The following is a 19,471-nucleotide window of genomic DNA, read 5'->3' as shown; positions in this document are numbered from 1 at the left end:
CGGCGAGGGGTACGGCCGTCCGCCGTCCGGGCCTCAGAACCCGGGCGGCTCCGTGTACACCCCCCACTCGTCGCGCAGCACCCCGCAGATCTCGCCCAGCGTCGCCTCCGCGCGGACCGCGTCCAGCATGGGTTCGATCATGTTGCCGCCGTCGCGGGCGGCGGCGAGCATCGCGTCCAGGGCGGCGCGGACCCGCGTCCCGTCCCGGCGGCCGCGCCGCTCGGCCAGCGTGCGCACCTGCTCCCGCTCCACCTCGTGGCTGACCCGCAGGATCTCCAGGTCGCCGGTCACCGAGCCGGTGTGGGCGTTCACCCCGACGACCCGCTTGTCGCCCTTCTCCAGCGCCCGCTGGTACTGGAAGGCGGACTCGGCGATCTCGCCGGTGAACCAGCCGTCCTCGATGCCGCGCAGGATCCCGGAGGTGATCGGCCCGACAGGGTGCCGCCCGTCGGGGTGGGCCCGCAGGCCGCGTTCGCGGATCTGCTCGAAGATCCTCTCCGCGTCCGCCTCGATCCGGTCGGTCAGCTGCTCGACGTACCACGAACCGCCCAGTGGATCCGCCACGTTGGCGACGCCGGTCTCCTCCATCAGCACCTGCTGGGTGCGCAGCGCGATCTCCGCGGCCCGCTCGGAAGGCAGCGCGAGGGTCTCGTCCAGGGCGTTGGTGTGCAGCGAGTTGGTCCCGCCGAGCACCGCCGCCAGCGCCTCCACGGCCGTCCGTACGACGTTGTTGTACGGCTGCTGGGCGGTCAGCGAGACTCCGGCGGTCTGGGTGTGGAAACGCAGCCACTGGGCCTTCTCGCTGCGGGCCCCGTACACGTCCCGCAGCCACCGCGCCCAGATCCTGCGCGCCGCGCGGAACTTGGCGATCTCCTCGAAGAAGTCGAGGTGCGCGTCGAAGAAGAAGGACAGCCCGGGCGCGAACACGTCCACGTCCAGACCGCGGCTGAGCCCGAGTTCCACGTACCCGAACCCGTCCGCCAGCGTGTACGCCAGCTCCTGCGCGGCCGTCGAACCGGCCTCGCGGATGTGGTAGCCGGAGACGGACAGCGGCTTGTAGGCGGGGATGCCGGCGGCGCAGTACTCCATCAGGTCGCCGATGAGGCGCAGGTGCGGCTCGGGCTGGAAGAGCCACTCCTTCTGCGCGATGTACTCCTTGAAGATGTCGGTCTGGAGCGTGCCGTTGAGCACCGCCGGATCGACGCCCTGCCGCTCGGCGGCGACGAGGTACATGCAGAAGACGGGCACGGCCGGTCCGCTGATGGTCATGGACGTCGTCACGTCGCCGAGCGGGATGTCCTGGAAGAGGACCTCCATGTCGGCGGCCGAGTCGATGGCGACCCCGCAGTGCCCGACCTCACCGAGCGACCGGGGGTCGTCGGAGTCCCGCCCCATGAGGGTCGGCATGTCGAACGCGACGGACAGCCCGCCCCCGCCGTTGGCGAGGATCGTCTTGTACCGCTCGTTGGTCTGCCCGGCGTTCCCGAACCCGGCGAACTGCCGGATGGTCCACGTCCGCCCTCGGTAGCCGGTCGCATACAGCCCGCGCGTGAAGGGGTACTCCCCCGGCCACCCGATCCGCTCGAAGCCCTCGTACCTGTCCCCCGCCCTCGGCCCGTACACGGGTTCCACGGCATCGCCGGACAGTGTGGTGAAGTCGGCCTCACGCTTGCGCGAGGCGTCGTACCGGGCCTGCCAGCGTCGGCGGCCCTCCTCGATGGCGTCAGCGTCCATACCATCGAACTTACTAGGACGTCCAAGTAAATGTCGACGGCGAACCGCCGCACACGATCCGCGCGGCGGTGGGATACGGCGATGGGGGGGGACAGGCCCTACGCCTTGGCGACCGCCGGGGAGTCGTCGGCGATCTTGCCCTCCAGCTCGTGGCTGATCCTGCGCTCGACGAAGAAGGCGGCCGTCGGGATGGTGCCCGCCAGCAGCACCCACAGCTGCTTGGCGACCGGCCACTTCGCCTTGGAGCCCAGGTCGAAGGCGAAGACCAGGTAGACGACGTACAGCCAGCCGTGCGCGATGCCCACGACGCGGGTGAAGTCGTCCGCCCCGTCCATCTTGAGCAGGTACTTGGCGATCACGCCCAGGGTCAGCAGGACCAGCAGCACACCGGTGACGTAGGCCATGACGCGATAGCGGGTCAGCACGCTCTTTTTCATGCGTACGAGCGTAACCACGCGTTCCGGGCGATCTTCCGCCGGGTCAGTCCTCGTCGAAGTCGTGCGCGGACACCCTCAGCGGCCGGAGCATCGCGAAGATCTCGCCGCACTCCTCGGCGTCGTAGACCCCGAGACCGAAGTCCATCGCCATCAGGTCGCGGGTGGCGGCCTCGACGACCTCACGGCCCTTGTCGGTGATGACGGCGAGCGTGCCGCGCCCGTCGTTGGGGTTGGGCCGCTTGTCCACGAGCCCGGACCTCACGAGACGGTCCACGGTGTTGGTCACGGACGTGGGGTGCACCATCAGCCGCTCGCCGATCTTGGACATGGTCAGCTCACCGGCCTTGGAGAAAGTGAGCAGGACCAGGGCCTCGTAGCGCGCGAAGGTCAGGCCGTACGGCTTCACCACGGCGTCGACCTCGGCGAGGAGGATCTGGTGCGCGCGCATGATCGAGGTGATCGCGGCCATCGACGGGACGTTTCCCCAGCGCTGCTTCCAGAGTTCGTCGGCGCGGGCGATGGGATCGAAGGGGAGGCTGAGCGGCTTCGGCACGACACCGACCTTACCGGCCGGTCACATCGTGGTCAGCCCCGTCTCGCCCTTCGGATCCCCGACCGGAGCGAGCAGCCGGAGCCATGTCTTTTCCAGAACCCATACGTCACCTGTGTCACGATTGATCACTAATCGTCACTTCTTGTCACCTCGCTCCAGGGAGCAGCATGTCCCGGCTGATCCACACCCTCGCGGCCCTCGCGGTGCTCGGACTCGCCGCGGGCTGCTCGTCCGCGGCCGACGTCGACGAGGCCTCCGTCGCCGGGGCCGCCTCGCGGCAGGCGAGCCCCGCGGCCGACTCGCCCTTCTGGGTCGATCCGGCGAGCCCCGCGGCCCAGCAGATCCAGATGTGGCGGCGGGAGGGCCGCGCCCAGGACGCCGAACTGCTCAGCCGTATCGCCGACGAGCCGGTCGCGCTGTGGCCGGCCGGCGAGATCGACCCGACAGCAACGGTACGGGCGGCCACCTCGGCGGCCACGGCCGCGGACCGTACGGCGGTGTTCGTCGCCTACAACATCCCGCACCGCGACTGCGGCCAGCACTCCGCGGGCGGAGCGGCCGACGCGGACACCTACCGGACCTGGATCGGGCAGCTCGCGGACGCCCTCGGCCGGGCCAAGGCCCTGGTGGTGCTGGAGCCCGACGCGGTCGCGCACATCGTGGACGGCTGCACGCCCGCCGAGTACGGGGCCGAACGCGAGCAGCTGCTCGCCGAGGCGATCCTCCGCCTGAAGCAGCAGCCGAACACCAAGGTCTACCTGGACGCGGGCAACCCGGCCTGGATCCGGGAATCCTCGAAGCTGGTCGAACCGCTGAAGCGGGCCGGCATCGCGAACGCCGACGGCTTCGCGCTCAACGTCTCCAACTTCCAGACGAACGCCGCCACCAAGCAGTACGGCCTCCAGCTCTCCGGCGACCTCGGCGGCAAGCACTTCGTCATCGACAGCAGCCGCAACGGCAACGGCCCCCTGCCGGGCGTCTGGTGCAACCCGCCGGGCCGGGCCCTGGGCACCCCGCCGACCACCGCCACCGGCGAGGCCGTCCTGGACGCCTACCTGTGGATCAAGCGCCCCGGCGAGTCCGACGGCACCTGCGAGGGCGGACCGGCGGCCGGGCAGTGGTGGCCGGAGTACGCGCTGGCACTGGCACGCAACACCGGGGCACGGTAGGCCGGTTCAGTCGCGTACGTGGATCCACTTGGCCTCGGACGGTGTGCCGTCCGCGTCCGTCACGAACAGCATGTACCAGCCGGGCGGCACGAGCGTCGGGTCCTTCGGCACCTCGACCGTCACCGAACGCGCGTCCTTGGTCAACCGGAGCTCGATGGACCGCTGTTCGACGTCGGTCGTGTGCGTGACCGCGCTGGGCCGCATCAGCCGGGCCTTGACGATCCGCTCCGGGTGGCCGGTCGGGTAGGTCACGCTGTGCCGCTCGTCGAGCGTCCGCGGACCGTCCTTCAGTACGGGCCTGTCGGCGCCGTTCCTGTGCAGGGCGGGCGGGGTGAAGATCTCCATGCGCTGCTCGAAGTGGCCGAGCTTGGTGTTCTGCTGGTCGTCGAAGAGCGGGTCCGAACCGAAGGTGGCGACCCGGCCGTCGGGCAGCAGCAGCGCCTCCGAGTGGTAGTTGCGGCCCACCTTCGGGGCCGCGGCCTCGCGGAAGACGTTGTCCTTGGGGTCGTAGAACTGCGCCTTGAGGATGTTGCTTGCGCTGCGGCCGCGGTAGTCCTCGGAGCCGTTGGCCGTGAACACCGTGTCGTCCGGCATGATCACGCTGTTCAGGTAGCGCGTGCCCTGCGGCAGGTTGGGGCCGTCCTCGAAGACCGGGTTGTCCTTCTTCAGGTCGACGACGGCCGTGCGCGGTGTCGACTTCTTCGACTCGCCGACGCCCCCGCCGCCCAGGATCATCACCTTCTGGTCCTGGGCGGGCGGCAGGAGCAGCGAGGCCGACGTCTCGGTCTCGTCGGGGTCGCGCAGGCCGGGGACCTTCTGGAAGGTGTTCCTGCGCAGGTCCCACAACCCGGGCTCGCGGCCCATCTCGGCCGGGCCGTAACCGGCGTTGGAGGCCGGGTAGAAGAGCTTGCCTCCCTTGGTGAGGAACAGCGCCGGGTAGGTCGGGAAGTACCGCTTGGGGCCCGGTGACCACTTCTTGGTTCTCGGGTCGTAGATCTCGTTGTCGCCGGGGTCGATCGCGCCGACGTCGTCGAGGCCGGAGACGGCGAGGACACGGCCGTCCTCCAGACCGACCAGGGTCGGGTACCAGCGCGCCTTGTCCATCGGGTCGACGGGGATGTACCGCTCGGCGACCGGGTCGAACTCGTAGGCCGCGCGGATCCCCTGGAAGTCCTGCTTGTCGAGGCTGATCCGCTCGCTGAGGCCGTACGTGTTGTTCGCGTCCCTGCCCTTCAGCCCCACGATCTCGTACTGGGCCTGCTTCTCGGTGACCGACATCGGGCCCGCCTCGGTGGCCTCGACGAAGACCCGGGCCTCGCTCGCGGTGACCTTCGTCCGCCAGGGCTGCATGACGCCCCGCTTGTTGTAGGTGACCTGGAAGGAGCGCTTGGCCTTGGGGACCGTGACGTCGAACCGGGTGACGTACTCGACGCCGGCGGGCGAGCGGAAGCGGGTGCCCTTCTTCAGGAACACCGGCCTGTCGGGGTTCTCGTTCTTCACCCGCATCCCGCCGCCGGCCCGTTCCACCTCGCCGTCCAGAAGCTCGTAGCGGGCGGTGCCGCCGGCCACGAGGAGGCGCCCGTCGGGGAGTTGGGCGTGGCCCGAGCAGAAGAAGTCGTCCGGGGTGGGGATCTTCTTGAAGGTGTTCGCCTTCGGATCCCACAGGACGGTGTCGAAGGACCCCTCGTCGAACTTCTTCTGCTCGTTGCCCGACCCGGCGACGATGAGCACCTTGCCGGTGTGCAGGAGCGCCGCGTGGATGGCGTTGGTGCGGTACTCCTCCGGGATGCCGACCTGGGTCCAACTGCCGTACCGGGCCTTGTACTCCGGCTGGGCGATCTTGTACTCGTGGTACTTCTCGCCCGCGAAGTCCAGCGCGGCCGGGGCGTTCAGGCCGGCCAGGATCGCCACGCCCCCGATGCCCAGGACGGTCTTCTTGGTCTTTCGCGACGGCTGGTAGGCCATGGCCTAGTTGCCTCCTGTCGTGGTGCCGGAGACGGACGAGGACGCTCCCGTGGTGGCGAGGGCGGGCTCGGCGCCGTCGACGGTGGTCCGTGCGGGGGCGTGGAGGGTCTGCCGTTCCCTGCGCTCCTTGAGCTGCGTGGCGGACCACACCGCGACCGGCGCCAGGGAGATCGCCATCGCCAGGACCGCCCAGGTGCGCATGGCCACATGCGTGTGGTCGAGGACGACCGAGGCGGCGAGCGAGGTCGCGAGGAGAGCCGCCCAGAAGAGATGGATCCGGAAGGTGAGCAGCCGGTCCGGGCTCGTGTCGCCACCCTTGGGGGTGACGACGAAGCGGCTGGGGCGGCGGACGAGGGCCTCGCCGAGGGACTTCAGATAGATGGGGGCCGAGAGCGCCGACATCGCCATGCCGGCGAGGCCGCCCGACCCCTCCGGTTCGTGCGGGGAGACGTTGTGGCGGCGGTTCCAGAGGTAGAGGCCGATCTGGAGGGCCGCCGCGTCGCTGTACAGCATCAGCCAGACGGAGGCGGCGACCTGGGTGCCGGAGGCACCGAACCAGAGGAAGAGGAAGCAGCTCAGGATGCCGAGCAGCCAGTTGACCGCCGTCATCGGGTAGTAGACGAGCATGAGCGTGTACGAGAAGAGGCGGCCGGGAGGCATCGTGAACGGCGCCTTCCAGTACTGCTTGAACAGCGTCTCGTAGGTGCCCCTCGACCAGCGCAGCTGCTGGGTGAAGAAGTCCGTCCAGGAGGCCGGGCCCTCCCCCACGGCGAGAACGTCGGGCGTGTAGACCGAGCGCCAGTGGTTCCTCGTCCTCGGGTTGCGGTGCCGGTGGAGCTCGAAGCCGGTGGCCATGTCCTCGGTGATCGAGTCGTAGAGTCCGCCGATCTGCTTGACGGCCTCGATGCGTACGACGTTGTTGGTGCCGACGAACATGGGGGCGCGGTAGCGGTTGCCGGCGCGCTGGATGAGCGCGTGGAAGAGGAACTGCTGCGACTCCGCCGCCTTGGTGACGGGGTTGTGGTAGTTGCCGTAGACCTGGGGGCCCACGACGAAGGCGACGTCCGGGTCGCGGAAGTAACCCATCATCCGCTCCAGGAAGTTGGGGAGCGGGACGTGGTCGGTGTCCACGGAGGCGAAGAACTCGTACGCGTCGCCGTGCATCGCGATCCAGGCGTTGTAGTTGCCGTGCTTGGTGCGGGCCTTGTGGACGCCCTTGGTCCTGTTCCACTCCGGGACGCCGTGGCGGGTGAAGTGGCGCACGCCCAGCTCCGCGCAGAGGGCCTTGGCCTGTTCGTCGTCGCCCTCGTCGAGGAGCCAGACGTCGAGTCGTCCTGTGTGGGTGATCCTCGTGGCGCCTTCGAGGGTGGCGCGGACCATGTCCAGGGGTTCCTTGCCCGGGACGTACGTGGTGAGGAAGGCGACTCGGGTGCCGGGCTCGGGGGTGACGGGGACGGGGTCCCGGGCCACGAGGGTGGCGTGGGCGACGGAGGCGACGTTGACGACCATGAACAGTTCGATGAGCCCGATGGATATCAGCATCACGATGTCGAGGCGCACCATCCAGGCGTCGGCGCCCTCGCGTTCCACCCAGTGGGTGGGCCAGACGAGGTAGACCAGCAGGGCGCCGGTGAGGATTGGCGCGAGGGTCATCAGCAGGACGGCTCGTATTCGGCGGGGCTCGCGCGCGAGGAGCGAGGTGTACTGCACCTGGTGAGCGGCCTCGCGGGACGGCTCCGTGAGGGGTCCCGCGAGTCGGCTGTAGGTGTCGTAGTCGTAGCCCTCCGGCCGCACAGCGCCCTCCAGTGATCGAACGAGCCTCTACCCACACAAAAGTGGAGTTTTTCGGGCGTGTCGAACTGGGGGCGTCCAGGCGGGTTGCCTCCGGCGGTTGTGGGCGTCTGACGCCTGCGGCGCGCTGTGCGGGTCCGGTGGGGGTTTCTGTAGCGCCCACTGTCGTGTTGTGGGTCGGGGCCGGGTCGGGGGGTCTCCGTCCTCGGTCCGGCGGTGCTGTCGGGCCTGGAGGTGCTGCGTGTTGGACGCCGGACGCTGCGGGCGGACACCCCCCGCCCCGTCCCCTTACCGCCGTGGGCGGCCACAGCGCCTACGGCCCGGGGGCGCCTCATGCCTGACGGCGACTTCCGCTTTCCAGGGGCGCGGGGAACTGCGCGACCAGCCACAACGAACCCGCACCCGCCATACGACCGAACAAGACACCCCAGAAGGCGAAACCCGCACATCCACCCCTACGGCAACTGCGGACGCCCTCTTTTAGGGGCGCGGGGAACTGCGCGACCAGCCCCCACCCACCCGCAGACAACACACAACCTCACACCGCACCCCGCGAAGCGAACCCGCGTGGGACCCCGGTCACGGACATGAGGAGGGAATACAGGGAGGTCGTCGCGGTGATGAAGAGGCGGTTGTTCTTGGGGCCGCCGAAGGTGAGGTTGGAGACGGGCTCGGGGACGCGGACGCGGCCGAGGAGCGTGCCGTCGGGGGCGTAGCAGTGGATGCCGTCGGCCAGGGCGGCAGCCCAGAGACGGCCCTCGTCGTCGAGGCGGATGTTGTCGAAGTGGACGCCGGTGCGGGCCTCGGCGAAGACCTTGCCGTGGGAGAGGGTGCCGTCCGGCTGGATGGCGAAGACGTGGATGCGGGCGGCGCGGGAGTCGGAGACGTAGAGGTGCTGCTCGTCCGGGGAGAGGATGACGCCGTTGGGCCCGTCGAAGCCGTCGGCGGCGAGGTGGACCCGGCCGGTGACGGGGTCGATCCGGTAGACGTTGCACGCGCCGATCTCGGGGTCGGCACGATGGCCCTCGTAGTCGGTGAGGATGCCGAAGTCGGGGTCGGAGAACCAGACGGTGCCGTCGGAGCGGACGGCGGAGTCGTTGGGGCTGTTGAGGCGCTTGCCGTTGAAGCGGTCGGCGAGGACGGTGATGCTGCCGTCGGGCTCGGTGCGGGTGACGCGGCGGTTGCCCTGTTCGCAGGTGACCAGGCGGCCCTGGCGGTCGAGGGTGTTGCCGTTGCTGTGGCCGGCCGGGGTGCGGAAGGTGCCGACCGTGCCGGTGGCCTCGTCCCAGCGCAGGATGCGGTCGTTGGGGATGTCGCTCCAGATCAGCTGACGCCAGGCGGGGATGTAGAGCGGGCCCTCGGCCCAGCGGGAACCGTCGTGCAGCACCTCCAGCCTGCTGTCCCCGTTCACGCACCGTTCGGTGCGGAAGCGGTCGTCGAGGATCTCGTACGGGCTGTCGGCGGGCATGGTGTCCTCCCGGGGTGGGGTGATCAGCGGCGGCCTGTCCTGCGGAGATGGTGGCGCACCGCTCGCTGGGCGACCGGACCCAGGTCCTCCAACGCGGCGACGAGTGCGCCGAGTTGCTCCAGGGCGTCCAGGGCGGCCGTCGCTCCTGCCGCGTCGACCCCTTCGTAGAGCTCGATGCCCACGAAGGACGCGGCGACGGCGCGGGCGAGGCCGGCGGGGTCGGTGAACTCGCCGAAGGGGGTGTCCGCGAGGACCCGGGTGAGGACCTTCTCGATCTCGGAGATCCACAGGTGGAGTCCGGCCGCGGTGGCCGGGCCGAGGGTGTCGTGGGTCTGGGCACCGGCCAGCAGCTGGCCGAGGAGGGCGACATGGCCGCCGGCGCGCTCCTCCTCGTGGATCTGCCGTCCCACGGTGAGGAGTTCGGACAGCGAGGTCACCTCCGCGAACCGTTCCCGGTACGGCGCGACCGCGCGCTCGGCGCCGTAGTGGCAGGCGGCCACGAGGAGTTCGTCGACGGAGCCGAAGTGGTAGAAGACCAGCGCCTGGTTGACTCCGGCCGTGGCCGCCACCGTGCGGGCCGATGTCTTGGCGATGCCCTGTTCGGTGAGGGTGCGCAGGGCTCCCTCCAGGAGTTTGGCCTTCGTCTCCTGGGACTTGGCCGTCTCGGGGCTCACGCGCGGGACTCCTCGCGCACCGGTCGCAGGCCGGGGCGTACGCCGCAGGTCGCGATGTCGGTGTACGTCGCCTCGAACGAGCCCTCGTAGCCGAAGAGCGGGCCGACGTACTTGTTGACCACGCGCACCTTGATGTGGAAACGGCCGGTCGTGTCGTCGTAGGACTCCCGGACCTCCGCGTCGGCGCCGATCAGGTCGGGGACGCGGACGTCCACCGGTCCCTCCCGGAAGCGGTGTTCGCCGGAGCGGATGAGCAGCGAGCCGTCGGGCTCGGCGCGCAGGTGGAGGTCGCTGGCGAGGTGCTGGTGGGTGCCGAGGTAGTCGAGGACGCGGTCGCCCTTGGGGCTCAGCACCATCTGGGCGTCGAAGCGGCGGGGGCGGCCGGGGAGGTGGAAGGTGCGCACGAAAGTCACCGTCTCACGGCCGTGGGTGTCCGTGTACGGGACGTTCTCGATGGTGAAGGGGACGTGCCGGCCGGCTCTCGGGACCAGGATGTTCCGGGTCGTGCCGAGCGCCAGGAACGGCTTGACGAACGCGGGGCCGTGCCAGACGCGGTCCATCACCCCCCGGCCCGTGCAGGCCTCACCGCTCGCCAGGCCCACGGAGAAACGGCGCTGCAACTGGGGGTGGAGACGGTCGAAGTCGGCGCCCATGACGGTACGGAAGATCGAGGTCATCGCGGGGTCTCCAGGGTGCGCAGCAGGCGGGGCGCGCTGACGGGGGTGGGCGGCTGGCGCAGGCAGCGGCGGGCGGCCGGGGTACGGGGCAGCGGCGGCGCGAGGAGGGCCAGGCAGCACACGGCCGCCAGGAGGAGCGGCCAGAGGAACGCCACCGACGCGGCGAGCGGGCCGAAGGCGGGGAGGACCGACTCCGTGGCCAGTCCGACTCCGCACACGGTGAGGACCAGGGCCCGGACCAGCAGTTCCATGAGCCAGTTCAGGCGGGCCCGCTCGGGGCTGATGCCCTGCTCCAGCCAGAGGCGCAGGCGGTCGAAGGACCAGGCCGTGGCCCATCCCATGAGGGGGCGGAAGAGCAGGCGGTCGACCGGCGCGCCGAAGGCGCCCCAGCGGGGGCGGTAGTCGTAGCCGGTGAGGAAGCGGACACCGTCGCCGTCGGGGACGTAGCGCCAGTAGCCGCTGCCCTCGGCCAGCAGGGAGAGCGGGTGCGGGCAGGCGAAGCGCAGGGCCGAGGTGCGGGTGCCGTCGGGGCGCTCCCGTTCACCCGCGGAGACCCCGGTGCCGGCGACCGTGAGGCCGGGCAGGACGCGGGTGGCGTACCGGAAGCGCTGCGGCTCGCCCTCCGCGCGCGGAAGGTAGGAGATCTCGGTGAATCGGAGGTCCCAGCGCTGGTGCTGGGACGGATCCTGCGTCCGGGCCCAGAGGTCGTCGAGATCGGCACGGATGTGTGCCTCGATGTAGAGACCCATGTGAATCCCCCAGGTGGGCTCATTGTTTGAGCGATCGCTCAAGCTTCCTGAGCCAGACGGTACCTGGTTTTGAGCGATCGCTCAAACAGCAGGCACGAGAAAACCCCGGCCCGCGCGGGCCGGGGTTTTCTCGTCCTTCAGGTACCTACTGCTACCGCTACTGCGCGAGATGCCGCTCCACCGTCTCCACCTTCGAGGTGAGCCCATCGGTCACTCCGGGACGGATGTCCGCCTTCAGGACCAGCGAGACACGCGGCGCCCGCGCCTCCACGGCGGCGACGGCACGCCTGACGACGTCCATGACCTCGTCCCACTCGCCCTCGATCGAGGTGAACATCGCGTCGGTGCGGTTCGGCAGACCGGACTCACGCACGATCCGGACGGCGTCGGCGACGTACTCCCCCACGTCCTCGCCCACGCCCAGCGGCGTCACGGAGAAGGCGACGATCACGCGCTCACGGTCCCTTCCTTGCGGGCCCGAGAGGCGATGACCGCGTCCTCGGCCTCCCGCTTGAGCTTGCGCTCCGCGAAGAACCCGCCGGTGGGCAGCACCGAGAGCACGAAGTAGAGGGCCGCGGTCTTCAGGGACCACTTCGTACGGTTCCAGGCGTCGGCCCAGAAGATCACGTACAGGATGAAGAGGACGCCGTGGACCATCCCCATCACGGGCACCGCATTGAAGTCCGTGGTCCGCTTCAGCACCGAGCAGACCAGCAGGAGCAGGAAGGAAACCGCCTCGGGCGCCGAGACGAGACGGAGACGACGGATGGCGGAGGCTGTCTTGAGGTCCACGGGTCACCTTCGGTGGGAGTTGCGACGACATCGGCCGTTTTGTGAACGAACGCACAAGCGTTCGCCCATTGTGACAAACGCGGGAGCGATCACAGGCCGGGGGGTGCGGTTCGCTTCGCGGGGTGCGGTGTGAGGTTGTGTGTTGGCTGCGGGTCCGTCGTGGCTGGTCGCGCAGTTCCCCGCGCCCCTAAAAGAAGGCGTCCGCAGTCGCCGTAGGGCCGGCTGTGCGGGTTTCGCCTTCTGGGGTGCCTTGTTCGGTCGTATGGCGGGTGCGGGTTCGTTGTGGCTGGTCGCGCAGTTCCCCGCGCCCCTGAAAAGCGGCAGTCGCCGTCAGGCATGAGGCGCCCCCGGGCCGTAGGCGCTGTGGCCGCCCACGGCGGTAAGGGGACGGGGCGGGGGGTGTCCGCCCGCAGCGGCCGGCGTCCAACACGCAGCACAGCTAGAAGACACAGCACCGCCGGACCGAGGACGGACACCCCCCGACCCGGCCCCGACCCACCCACCGGACACAAGGCGCTACACACGCCCCCACCGGACCCGCACAGCGCGCCGCAGGCATCAGACGCCCACAACCGCCACCCCCTAGGGGCCTGCTCAGGGTAGGTCTCCACCCGTAGGCCCTGTCCGTGGGGCCCGCCCGCGAGCTACCTTCACTCCGTGGCGATGTTCCGACTTCAAGGCAGCAAGGTGCTGGCCGTCGAGATGACCGGGGACGCCGTGAAGGCGAAGAACGGCTCGATGGTCGCGTACGACGGACAGATGGACTTCAAGAAGCTCAGCGGCGGCGGCGAGGGCATCCGCGGGATGGTCACCCGGCGGATCACCGGTGAGCAGATGACGCTGATGGAGGTGAAGGGGCACGGGACGTGCTGGTTCGCCGACCGCGCCTCGGAGATCAACCTCGTGAGCCTCCAGGGGGACAAGCTGTTCGTGGAGTCGAGCAACCTGCTCGCCACGGACTCCGGGCTCCGCACCGGCACGTCGTTCACCGGCCTGCGCGGGGCGTCACAGGGCAACGGTCTGTTCACGACGACGATCGAGGGCCACGGCCAGGCCGCGATCATGTCGGACGGCCCGGCGGTGGTCCTGCGGGTGAGCCGGCAGTACCCCCTCACCGTCGACCCGGGCGCGTACATCGCCCACCAGGGAAACCTGAGCCAGTCCTTCCAGTCCGGTGTGACCTTCCGCACGTTCATGGGCGAGGGCGGCGGCGAGGCCTTCCAGATCCGCTTCGAGGGCGACGGCCTGGTCTACGTCCAGCCGAGCGAGCGGAACACGATCGCGGGGGAGGTCTGACATGGCGTTCCGTGAGATCAACTCGAAGATGGTCGAGGCGACGGTGATGCCGGGCCAGCGGCTGTTCAGCCAGCGCGGCGCGATGCTCGCGTACAAGGGCGAGGTGTCGTTCACGCCCAACATCCAGGGCGGCCAGGGCGGGATCACGTCGATGATCGGCCGCCGGGTGGCCAACGAGGACACCCCGCTGATGACCGTCGAGGGCAGCGGCACGATCCTGTTCGGGCACGGCGGCCACCACGTCCAGGTGATCAACATGACGGGCGACACCCTCTACGTGGAGGCGGACCGCCTGCTCGCCTTCGAGGGCACGCTCCAGCAGGGCACCATGTTCATGGGTTCCCAGGGCGGCGTCATGGGCATGGTGCGCGGACAGATCAGCGGTCAGGGCCTGTTCACCACCACGCTCAAGGGCCACGGCTCGGTGGCGGTCATGGCGCACGGCGGCGTCATCGAGGTCCCCATCACTCCGCAGCGCCCGGTCCATGTCGACCCCCAGGCCTACGTCGCCCACCACGGCGACGTCCGCAACAAACTGTCCACCGCGCTGGGCTGGCGGGACATGGTGGGCCGCGGCTCCGGCGAGGCCTTCCAGCTGGAGCTCAGCGGACATGGCGCGGTGTACGTCCAGGCGTCGGAGGAGAAGCTGTGAGCACCCCCTACGGAATGCCCCACGGATCACCTCACGGAACACCCCCCGGAATGCCCCACGGCACCCCGGCCGGTCCGACCGTGTTCGACCCGATGACGCTGCCGTCCGACGACAACGTCAACAACTACACCTTCTGCGTGGAGCTCAAGGGGAGCCAGTGGTTCCTGCAGAAGGGGAAGATGATCGCCTACTACGGCCAGATGGACTTCAACGGCATCGGGCACGGCCGCCTCGACCGTCTGGTCCGCACGTCCTTCCATTCACCTCTGCACGCGAGCGACTGGGTCGTGGCGGAGGGCTCGGGCAAGATGCTCCTCGCCGACCGGGCCTTCGACGTGAACTCGTACGACCTGGAAGACGGCAATCTGACCATTCGCTCCGGCAATCTGCTCGCTTTTCAGCCAACTCTGGCCCTCAAGCAGTCGATCGTGCCGGGTTTTCTGACACTCATCGGAAGCGGAAAGTTCGTGGCCGCCTCCAACGGCCCGGTGGTGTTCATGGAACCGCCGATCCGGGTGGACCCGCAGGCGCTCGTCGGCTGGGCGGACTGCCCCTCGCCGTGCCATCACTACGACCACGGTTACATGACCGGCCTGATGGGCGGCCTACGTGCGATGACGGGCCTCGGCGGAGCCTCCGGCGAGGAGCACCAGTTCGAGTTCGTCGGGGCGGGCACGGTACTGCTCCAGTCCTCCGAAGCTCTCATGGCCGAGCAGGCCACGGGGGCGGTTCCGCAGCAGGCCGGAGTACCCGGCGGGCACGGGGTGCCACCGGGTGGCTCACAGCAGCCGGGCGCACCGCGTCTTCCCGGACAGCTGGGGGACCTCCAGCGTCGCTTCGGGCTGTGAGCGGTAGTCTGCGGAGTGTGACGTCGAACGTGTGCGCGCCGTCGCCATACCCACCCTCACTAGTTCGCCTTTCAACCTTTTAGGTAGACTTCATTCATGGAGACCGAAACGGCCACCCGCTGGCTGACCGATGCGGAGCAGTGCGCCTGGCGCACCCACCTGGAGGTCAACAGGCTGCTGACGTACCAGCTCGAAAAGGACTTGCAGCCGTTCGGCCTGACAATGAACGACTACGAGATCCTGGTGAACCTCTCCGAGTCGGAGGGCGTACGGATGCGGATGAGCGACCTCGCGTCCGCCACCCTCCAGTCCAAGAGCCGCCTCTCCCACCAGATCACCCGCATGGAGAACGCGGACCTCGTGCGCCGCGAGAACTGCGAGTCGGACCGGCGCGGTCTGTACGCGGTCCTCACCGAGCACGGCATGGAGACGATGAAGAAGGTCGCGCCTCATCATGTGGCGTCTGTGCGGCGGCACTTCATCGACCTGCTGGACCCCGATGCCATGGCGGAACTCGACAAGGGCCTCAAGCCGATCGCGGAACACCTGAGGAGCCAGCGGGGCCGCCCGTGACCCCGCGTCCGTAGCCCACCTCAGGCCCCGCTCCCACCCGACCGGGCGAGCGGCAGGCGGAGTTCGAACAGAGCCCCGCCTGCCGGTGCGTCCCGGACCGTGAGCGTGCCGCCGTGCCGTACGGCGACGTCCCGGGCGATGGCGAGGCCGAGCCCGGCGCCGCCGTCGTCGCGTGCCCGCGCCTCGTCGAGCCGTACGAACCGTTCGAAGATCCGCTCCCGGTCGCCCGCGGGCACCCCGTCCCCGTCGTCGGCGACCCCCGCCACGGCCCACTCCCCCTCGCACCGCACGGTCAGCGCGACCGTGGACCGGGTGTGCCGCCGCGCGTTGTCCAGCAGGTTGGCGAGCACCCGCGCCACCTGCCCCCGCGACCCGGCCACCCGCGCCGCCTGCGGTGCCTCCACCGTCACCCCGTCCCGTCCCTCGGCCTCCTCGCGGGCCAGGGCGGCGAGGTCGAACCGGGCGTCCGCGACGGGCCGCTCCCCCGCGTCCAGCCGGGCGAGCAGCAGCAGATCGGCGGCGAGGCGCTGAAGTCGTACGGTGTCCTCGACGGCCCCCTCCACATCCAGCAACTCCGGGTGCGCGGCGCCCACTTCGAGCTGGGTGCGCAGCGAGGCGATGGGGCTGCGCAGTTCGTGGGAGGCGTCGGCGACGAAACGTCGCTGGCGTTCCACGGAGGTCTCCAGCGCGGCCAGCGTCTCGTTGGTGGTGCGGGCGAGACGGGCCACCTCGTCGTGGGTGTCCGGCACCGGCACCCGGCGGGCGAGGTCCTCGGAGGCGGTGATCGCGGCCATCTCGCCGCGGATGCCCTCGACCGGGCCCAGGGCACGCCGGGTGACCAGCCAGGTCACCGCCGCGACGACCGCGAGCAGCAGCGGGAAGCCGATCAGCATGACGCTCAGCGCGGTGCGTACGGCGCTCTGTTCGGCGGAGAGGGGGGCGCCGGCATAGACGGTGAGCGTGCCCTGGGTCTTGGTCTCCACCTTGACGGCGGCGAAGCGGTAGTCGCTGGTCTCCTTGTCGATGCTCGCCGAGCCGTTGCTGAAGGTGGTCCTGTCGTCGATCTCGCCGGCGTCGAGCGAATCCTCCCCGCCATCGGACTCCTGGGCGTCGTCCGGGTCGTCGTCGCTGTCGTCGGCGGTCGCGGGGTTAGCGGGGGGCGTGGTGGCGCCGGGCGCGGGGGTCTTCGCGGGCTTCGGCTTCACGGCGCCGGTGGCCGTGCCGCTGATGTGCTGGAGGTCCTTGGTGGCCGCCAGGAGCGTGCCGTTGTCGTCGACGACCTGGACCGGTTCCTCGTCCTCGTCCAGGTCTAGCTTTCCGGTCGTCGTCCCGATGGACAGGTCCGTGGCGACCGACCGCGCGGTGCGCTCGGCCTGGGTGGCCGCCTGGCCGATCAGGTTCGACCGCAGGGACAGCAGGACGGCGGCCCCGGCGGCGACCAGCGCCACGGCGACGACGAGCGTGGCGGCGAGGGTCGCCCGGGCGCGGACCGAGCCGAACAGACGTCTCATCGGTCCGTGTCCAGCCGGTAACCGGCGCCCCGGACCGTGCGGATGAGCGCGGGGCGCAGCTTGCGGCGCAGGGTGCTGATGTACACCTCGACGATGTTCGGGTCGCCTTCGTAGGCGAAGTCCCAGACGTGCTCCAGCATCTGGGACTTGGACACCACCTCTCCGGCCCGCAGCACGAGCTGCTCCAGGACGGAGAACTCCTTGGCGGTCAGGGTGATCTCGTCCTCGCCGAGGAAGACGCGCCGGGCCGCGGTGTCGACCTTCAGGTCTCCGTGGATGTGCACGGGCGAGGCCCCGGGGCCCTGGCCGCGGCGGCGCAGCAGCGCCTTGATCCGGGCGACCAGGACGACGTAGGAGAACGGTTTGGTCAGGTAGTCGTCGGCGCCCGTGTCCAGGCCCTCCGCCTCGTCGTACTCGCCGTCCTTGGCGGTGAGCATCAGGATCGGCACCTCGTGGCCGGCGGCGCGCAGGGCGGCGCAGACCCGGTAGCCGTTGAGGCCGGGCAGCATGATGTCGAGGATGACCAGGTCGTAGGTCCCCTCCGAGGCCTGGTGCAGGCCTTCACGGCCGTCGTGGACGACGTCCACGGCGTACCCCTCCGCGGTCAGTCCCTTGGCGAGCGACAGGGCCAGCCGCTTCTCGTCCTCCACGATCAACAGGCGCATGCGTAAAGGTTCGCAAAGAGAACCTGAAGATCGCTTCAGGGGGCTTCAGGTTCCTCTCAGCGTCGGTCGGCGAAGTTGGTGAACGTCGAAAGCGAACGAAGCGATCGAAGCACCAACACTTTGGAGGAATCCCCATGAAGCGCAACATCGTGATCGCCGCCGTCACCGCCGCCGCCCTGATCGGGGGCGGGACCGCCACGGCTCTCGCGGTGTCGGGTGACAGCGAGGGGACCGCGCCGCGGGCCGCGGACATGAAGGTGACGGGCGCCCAGGCCCAGGACGACGACCGGGACGACGTGGACGGGAAGGACGACGACCGCGACGACGGCCGGGACGACCGCGACGACTCGGCCGCCTCGGGCTCCGCGAAGGTCACCGCGGCGGACGCCATCGCCGCCGCGCTGAAGCACACGCCGGGTACGGCCGTCTCCGCCGACTACGACGACCAGGACGGCGACGACCGCGGACCGGCCGCCTGGGAGGTCGACGTGCTCGGCAGCGGCAGCACCTGGCACAGCGTGCGCATCGACCCCGCGAACGGGAAGGTCCTCGGATCGCACACCGAGCGTGAGGACGACACCGCCGAGGTGCGGGCCGCGCTGAAGGGGTCCTCGGTGACGGCCCAGGAGGCCGCGAAGGCCGCCGCGGGCAAGGGCACGGTGACGTCCGTGGACCTGGACGACGACGGCCGGGACAAGGGCTGGGACGTGGAGACGCACGCCGCCGGCAAGGCTGAGCAGGACTGGACGGTCGACCTGACCACCGGGAAGGTCACCGCGGACACGGCTGACGACGCCGACGACTCCAACGACGACTGACGTCGGAGGTCGGACGCGGTGAGGTTCCCGGGGGACCTCTCTCCGGACGCCGGGTGGGCCGAGGACACGGCCCGCCCGGCGTCGGTCTATGCAGTCAGCCCCGCCACCAGCTCGTCCGCCGCCCGGTAGGGATCCAGCTCCCCCGTCACGATCCGGTCGGCCAGGGCGCTGAGGCGGCGGTCGCCGTGGAGGTCGGCGATGCGTTCGCGCAGGGCGGTGACGGCGATGGTCTCGACCTCGTGGGCGGCCCGGGCGCGGCGGCGCTCGGCGAGGACGCCCCGCTCCTCCATCCACGCCCGGTGTTTCTCCAGGGCTTCCACGACCTCTTCGATGCCTTCGCCGCGCGCGGCGACCGTCTTGACGATGGGGGGCCGCCAGTCGCCGGGGCCGCGGGACTCGCCGAGGCCGAGCATGTGGTTCAGCTCGCGGGCGGTGGCGTCGGCGCCGTCGCGGTCGGCCTTGTTGACGACGTAGACGTCGCCGATCTCCAGGATCCCGGCCTTGGCGGCCTGGATGCCGTCGCCCATGCCGGGGGCGAGGAGGACGACGCTGGTGTCCGCCTGGGAGGCGATCTCCACCTCCGACTGGCCGACGCCGACCGTCTCGACCAGGATCACGTCGCAGCCGGCCGCGTCCAGGACGCGGATGGCCTGCGGGGCCGCCCAGGCGAGGCCCCCCAGATGGCCGCGGGTGGCCATGGAGCGGATGTAGACGCCGGGGTCGGAGGCGTGCTCCGACATCCGGACGCGGTCGCCGAGCAGGGCGCCCCCGGAGAAGGGGGACGAGGGGTCGACGGCCAGGACGCCGACCCTCCTGCCCTGCCTGCGGTACGCGGTCACCAGGGCGGAGGTGGACGTCGACTTGCCCACGCCCGGTGATCCGGTCAGGCCCACGACGTAGGCGTTGCCCGTGAGCGGTGCCAGGGCCGCCATGACCTCCCGCAGCTGCGGGGACGCCCCCTCCACCAGGGAGATCAGCCGGGCCACGGCACGCGGCCGGCCCTCCCTGGCCTGGGCGACCAGTGTGGAGACGTCCTGCATCACAGCTCCCGTTCCGAGAAGGGCGTACCGAAGGCCGAAGGACCTGCCGAAGGCCGACG

The 19,471-nt window shown here is 70.2% G+C and carries 20 protein-coding genes; 6 read left to right on the top strand and 14 right to left on the bottom strand.

Annotated features, from left to right (window positions below):
* Positions 1 to 33: 33 nt before the first annotated feature.
* From SLINC_RS30910 to SLINC_RS30900, 3 genes are all read right to left on the bottom strand, one after another.
* Positions 34 to 1,734, bottom strand: a complete 1,701-nt coding sequence (locus SLINC_RS30910) for an acyl-CoA mutase large subunit family protein (RefSeq protein ID WP_067439825.1) — start codon at positions 1,732 to 1,734, stop codon at positions 34 to 36.
* Between the two features lie 98 nt (positions 1,735 to 1,832).
* A complete protein-coding gene (locus SLINC_RS30905) occupies positions 1,833 to 2,171 on the bottom strand; it encodes a DUF3817 domain-containing protein (protein WP_067439822.1) in 339 nt (112 codons plus the stop codon).
* Between the two features lie 43 nt (positions 2,172 to 2,214).
* The gene (locus SLINC_RS30900; protein WP_067439819.1) at positions 2,215 to 2,724 is read right to left on the bottom strand and encodes a MarR family winged helix-turn-helix transcriptional regulator; all 510 of its coding nucleotides are present in this window, start codon (positions 2,722 to 2,724) and stop codon (positions 2,215 to 2,217) included.
* 167 nt (positions 2,725 to 2,891) lie between these two features.
* Between SLINC_RS30900 and SLINC_RS30895 the strand changes: the two genes are divergently transcribed.
* Positions 2,892 to 3,893 carry a glycoside hydrolase family 6 protein gene (locus SLINC_RS30895; RefSeq protein WP_067439816.1) on the top strand — a complete coding sequence of 334 codons (1,002 nt, stop codon included), beginning with the start codon at positions 2,892 to 2,894 and terminating at the stop codon, positions 3,891 to 3,893.
* A gap of 6 nt (positions 3,894 to 3,899) precedes the next feature.
* On the opposite strand, the gene glxA is transcribed toward SLINC_RS30895, so the two are convergent.
* The 8 genes from glxA to SLINC_RS30855 form a co-directional block, all read right to left on the bottom strand.
* Positions 3,900 to 5,858: a radical copper oxidase GlxA gene (gene glxA / locus SLINC_RS30890; protein ID WP_067439814.1), complete on the bottom strand. Its 1,959-nt coding sequence runs from the start codon at positions 5,856 to 5,858 to the stop codon at positions 3,900 to 3,902.
* 3 nt (positions 5,859 to 5,861) lie between these two features.
* On the bottom strand, positions 5,862 to 7,652 hold the full coding sequence (locus SLINC_RS30885; protein ID WP_067439811.1) for a glycosyltransferase family 2 protein: 1,791 nt from the start codon (positions 7,650 to 7,652) through the stop codon (positions 5,862 to 5,864).
* A 535-nt stretch (positions 7,653 to 8,187) separates the two neighbouring features.
* The gene (locus tag SLINC_RS30880) at positions 8,188 to 9,117 is read right to left on the bottom strand and encodes an SMP-30/gluconolactonase/LRE family protein (RefSeq protein WP_067439809.1); all 930 of its coding nucleotides are present in this window, start codon (positions 9,115 to 9,117) and stop codon (positions 8,188 to 8,190) included.
* A 23-nt stretch (positions 9,118 to 9,140) separates the two neighbouring features.
* On the bottom strand, positions 9,141 to 9,791 hold the full coding sequence (locus SLINC_RS30875) for a TetR/AcrR family transcriptional regulator (protein WP_067439806.1): 651 nt from the start codon (positions 9,789 to 9,791) through the stop codon (positions 9,141 to 9,143).
* Positions 9,788 to 10,468 (bottom strand): DUF4166 domain-containing protein, encoded by a 681-nt coding sequence (locus SLINC_RS30870; RefSeq protein ID WP_067439804.1) that lies wholly within the window; start codon positions 10,466 to 10,468, stop codon positions 9,788 to 9,790. The genes SLINC_RS30875 and SLINC_RS30870 overlap by 4 nt, the downstream gene beginning before the upstream one ends.
* On the bottom strand, positions 10,465 to 11,217 hold the full coding sequence (locus SLINC_RS30865; protein WP_067439801.1) for an SRPBCC family protein: 753 nt from the start codon (positions 11,215 to 11,217) through the stop codon (positions 10,465 to 10,467). The genes SLINC_RS30870 and SLINC_RS30865 overlap by 4 nt, the downstream gene beginning before the upstream one ends.
* 157 nt (positions 11,218 to 11,374) lie before the next feature.
* On the bottom strand, positions 11,375 to 11,668 hold the full coding sequence (locus tag SLINC_RS30860; RefSeq protein WP_067439799.1) for an MTH1187 family thiamine-binding protein: 294 nt from the start codon (positions 11,666 to 11,668) through the stop codon (positions 11,375 to 11,377).
* The gene (locus SLINC_RS30855; RefSeq protein WP_067439796.1) at positions 11,665 to 12,009 is read right to left on the bottom strand and encodes a DUF3817 domain-containing protein; all 345 of its coding nucleotides are present in this window, start codon (positions 12,007 to 12,009) and stop codon (positions 11,665 to 11,667) included. The genes SLINC_RS30860 and SLINC_RS30855 overlap by 4 nt, the downstream gene beginning before the upstream one ends.
* Before the next feature lie 663 nt (positions 12,010 to 12,672).
* Here SLINC_RS30855 and SLINC_RS30850 point away from each other — a divergent pair.
* From SLINC_RS30850 to SLINC_RS30835, 4 genes are all read left to right on the top strand, one after another.
* Entirely contained in the window at positions 12,673 to 13,305 is a 633-nt protein-coding gene (locus tag SLINC_RS30850) for an AIM24 family protein (protein ID WP_067439794.1), read from the top strand.
* Position 13,306: 1 nt separating this feature from the next.
* Positions 13,307 to 13,957, top strand: a complete 651-nt coding sequence (locus tag SLINC_RS30845) for an AIM24 family protein (protein WP_067439791.1) — start codon at positions 13,307 to 13,309, stop codon at positions 13,955 to 13,957.
* Between the two features lie 50 nt (positions 13,958 to 14,007).
* Positions 14,008 to 14,805 (top strand): AIM24 family protein, encoded by a 798-nt coding sequence (locus SLINC_RS30840; protein WP_067439788.1) that lies wholly within the window; start codon positions 14,008 to 14,010, stop codon positions 14,803 to 14,805.
* Positions 14,806 to 14,901: 96 nt separating this feature from the next.
* Positions 14,902 to 15,378: a MarR family winged helix-turn-helix transcriptional regulator gene (locus tag SLINC_RS30835; protein WP_067439786.1), complete on the top strand. Its 477-nt coding sequence runs from the start codon at positions 14,902 to 14,904 to the stop codon at positions 15,376 to 15,378.
* A 20-nt stretch (positions 15,379 to 15,398) separates the two neighbouring features.
* On the opposite strand, the gene SLINC_RS30830 is transcribed toward SLINC_RS30835, so the two are convergent.
* Both SLINC_RS30830 and SLINC_RS30825 read right to left on the bottom strand, forming a co-directional pair.
* Positions 15,399 to 16,889: a sensor histidine kinase gene (locus SLINC_RS30830; RefSeq protein WP_067439783.1), complete on the bottom strand. Its 1,491-nt coding sequence runs from the start codon at positions 16,887 to 16,889 to the stop codon at positions 15,399 to 15,401.
* Positions 16,886 to 17,554, bottom strand: coding sequence for a response regulator transcription factor (locus SLINC_RS30825; protein ID WP_067439780.1), 669 nt, complete (start codon positions 17,552 to 17,554; stop codon positions 16,886 to 16,888). Before SLINC_RS30825 ends, SLINC_RS30830 begins: the two co-directional genes overlap by 4 nt.
* A gap of 134 nt (positions 17,555 to 17,688) precedes the next feature.
* On the opposite strand from SLINC_RS30825, the gene SLINC_RS30820 reads away from it, so the two are divergent.
* Entirely contained in the window at positions 17,689 to 18,372 is a 684-nt protein-coding gene (locus tag SLINC_RS30820) for a PepSY domain-containing protein (RefSeq protein ID WP_067439777.1), read from the top strand.
* Between the two features lie 86 nt (positions 18,373 to 18,458).
* On the opposite strand, the gene meaB is transcribed toward SLINC_RS30820, so the two are convergent.
* Positions 18,459 to 19,412, bottom strand: coding sequence for a methylmalonyl Co-A mutase-associated GTPase MeaB (gene meaB, locus SLINC_RS30815; protein WP_067439775.1), 954 nt, complete (start codon positions 19,410 to 19,412; stop codon positions 18,459 to 18,461).
* Between the last annotated feature and the right edge of the window lie 59 nt (positions 19,413 to 19,471).

This window comes from Streptomyces lincolnensis (assembly GCF_001685355.1).
GTDB lineage: Bacteria > Actinomycetota > Actinomycetes > Streptomycetales > Streptomycetaceae > Streptomyces > Streptomyces lincolnensis.
This window is presented reverse-complemented; position numbering and strand designations above follow the sequence as displayed.